This is a genomic window from Microcoleus sp. LAD1_D3 (genome assembly GCF_036702135.1).
Classification (GTDB): Bacteria; Cyanobacteriota; Cyanobacteriia; order Cyanobacteriales; family Microcoleaceae; genus Microcoleus.
On sequence record NZ_JAUBSB010000144.1, the window covers coordinates 1 to 2,311 of the forward strand.

The window sequence follows — 2,311 nt, forward strand, 5'->3', positions numbered from 1 at the left end:
GTTTTTGGCTGGCATTTTTGTAAAAATTGACTAAACTTAATTTTTATTATACCCTATTTAAAGGTACAACAGCTTACTTGCTGTGTTTCAATTTTTATCTTGTCTTTGAAAAATCCCGTACCACAACAACAACAACACTCGGGACGTAAAATTTCCCAGCGAGCTACTCTACCAAACCCTTTACGAGTTTTTCCCGGATGCCCAGGTTGTCCTCCCGGTTTCCGTTTTGGAGCTTGGCTTTCACCATCAGAGAGCTCAGGTTTTTTTTCGGATTTTTTGAGGATGTCCCCAGATGGTGGTTTTGATGATGTTTTGCTGTCTAAATCTCTACTCGCCTTGAGTTTTCCTATTTCTTGTTCTAGCTCTAAAATTCTGGAGTTTAGTTTAATTGTGGCGCTCGCCTGCTCGACAATGATTTCCACCAGTTGTTCCGGAGCCAACTGTATCAGGATTTCACGGTCTAGTTCAACAGGCAGGTTTTTTTCCATAATTGTAATATTCCGCCGAGAATGTCACACTTGTCAATACCCTCTGACCTGAATCCTTACGGGGGAGGTAGTAATAATGCTAATCATTATATTTTCCAAGAAGATTTGCAGAAATTAGTTAATGAAATAGGAATTGAGATCAGAATTGCTCATTACCCTCCTTATACATCTAAATATAATCCCATAGAAGATCGACTTTTTCCTCATATTACCAGGGCTTGTCAAGGAGTAATTTTTACAAGTTTAGAATTAGTCAAATCTTTTGTCGAAAAAACTCAAACTAAAACGGGACTCTCTGTAGGTGTAAATATCCTTAAGAGAGTTTATAAAACTGGTCGAAAGGTGGCTGATAATTTCAAAAATACTATGCAAATTGTTTTTGACGAATATTTGCCCAAATGGAATTATCGAGCCGTACCCCAACCTAAGTAATTCATTAAGTTATTTATTTTTCATTCCTTATCGTTGTCAAATAACCACTGTTGTTGGCGATAGACTTCTGTGAGGACTAGCAAGGTTTTATATTGCTTTTTGCTCATACATAATTTCTAGGGTGACACCTGACTCGATTATCTGTTGAATATGAGCTAGGTTTCTTTTGATATATTGGAGGCGTTTTTTAATTGCCTGTCTTTTTTTTTAGTGGGTCGTCTTTGTTTCGCCACTGCTACAGCACTTTCGGATGTTATGAGGTACAGTAGCAGCAATTAGTAAACCAGTTTTTAAGATGTTTCGGATTAATCAAGTCAAGAGCCACAGCAATTATCGTGTCAACCATTTTAGTGCTGGTTGGTGAAAACTGGATCAATAAAGATTTGAGTTGCGACCACCATAATTCAATTGGATTAAAATCAGGAGAGTATGGGGACAAACACAAGATAGAAGCACCCACCGCTTCAATCATAGGCTTAATTGAATCTACTTTATGCGCTGGTAAGTTATAGTCATTTCAAATAAAAAAAAGACACTCTTGAGCGCAGTAGGCACAGATGAGTTCATCTAAAGATGTGCCAGGAGGAGCATACATTCTGGCTCGCTTTAAGGCACTAAAATCGTGTTCAATATCGTTCAGGTCTGGAGAATATTTTGGGAGAAAAAGAACTTGATGCTCCGTTTCCTCTACCAGTTCTCGGATGGCTGTTTTTCGATGAATCGGTGCATTATCCATGATTAATATAAATGGCTCCGTCAGAGAGGGTAATAAATATAAAGATAACCACCCTTCAAAACCTTCTGCATTAAGGCTGCCCGTAAAAACCATTGGGGCAATTAAGTCCTTTTTTCCTTTCAGTCGAACCGCTACTAGATTTTCTCTTTTCCCCCGTTTTCCTGACTTTTCGCCCCAGATTTTTTTGCCTCTTTTTGACCAGCCAAATGCACAATCTTGAAACTCTTCAAATCCTGACTCATCAATAAAAACCCGACTTTGATTTCCCGATACTTTAATCAATTCTCTCAGATATCTGTAGTATTTCATTCTTGCTTCTCGGTTTCTCTCCTGGTAACGAAGTTCTTTTTTTTTTCGAGTAATTTTCATTTCTTTAAGAGCATAAGATATGGCACTTGGTCTTACCCCAAACTTCTTGGCTCGGTCGATTAATCTGGCATCTGGATTCTCTTTTACATCCTTTTCTAAGGCTTGCCAATCTAGTTTTCTCTTACGCCTTTTTACCTGTGTGGCTAAGCAGGTCGGTCCGACCCAGCCACCGATATATCGTTGCCCTTCCTACCTGAAAAAGTCCGGCCGCTTGAGCGATACGACCGCCATTTTCTACATAATCCACTACTCTTTTTCTCAAATCAATACTGTAAGACATTTTCCT

At 38.8% G+C, this 2,311-nt stretch carries 2 protein-coding genes and 3 pseudogenes; 1 reads left to right on the forward strand and 4 read right to left on the reverse strand.

All coding sequences use genetic code 11. The features are described from left to right. Positions 1 to 53 precede the first annotated feature (53 nt). Positions 54 to 488, reverse strand: coding sequence for a DUF6444 domain-containing protein (locus QUA74_RS29615; RefSeq protein ID WP_445302188.1), 435 nt, complete (start codon positions 486 to 488; stop codon positions 54 to 56). Positions 489 to 509: 21 nt separating this feature from the next. On the opposite strand from QUA74_RS29615, the gene QUA74_RS29620 reads away from it, so the two are divergent. Beyond that, a complete protein-coding gene (locus QUA74_RS29620; RefSeq protein WP_333336326.1) occupies positions 510 to 920 on the forward strand; it encodes an ISAzo13-like element transposase-related protein in 411 nt (136 codons plus the stop codon). 23 nt (positions 921 to 943) lie between these two features. Here QUA74_RS29620 and QUA74_RS29625 read toward each other — a convergent pair. From QUA74_RS29625 to QUA74_RS29635, 3 pseudogenes are all read right to left on the reverse strand, one after another. Next, a pseudogene (locus QUA74_RS29625) lies at positions 944 to 1,153 on the reverse strand (IS5/IS1182 family transposase); the annotation flags it as partial. 136 nt (positions 1,154 to 1,289) lie between these two features. Continuing rightward, positions 1,290 to 1,398 (reverse strand): annotated as a pseudogene (locus tag QUA74_RS29630) (transposase); the annotation flags it as partial. A gap of 39 nt (positions 1,399 to 1,437) precedes the next feature. Then, positions 1,438 to 2,305: pseudogene (locus tag QUA74_RS29635) on the reverse strand (IS630 family transposase). Positions 2,306 to 2,311 lie beyond the last annotated feature (6 nt).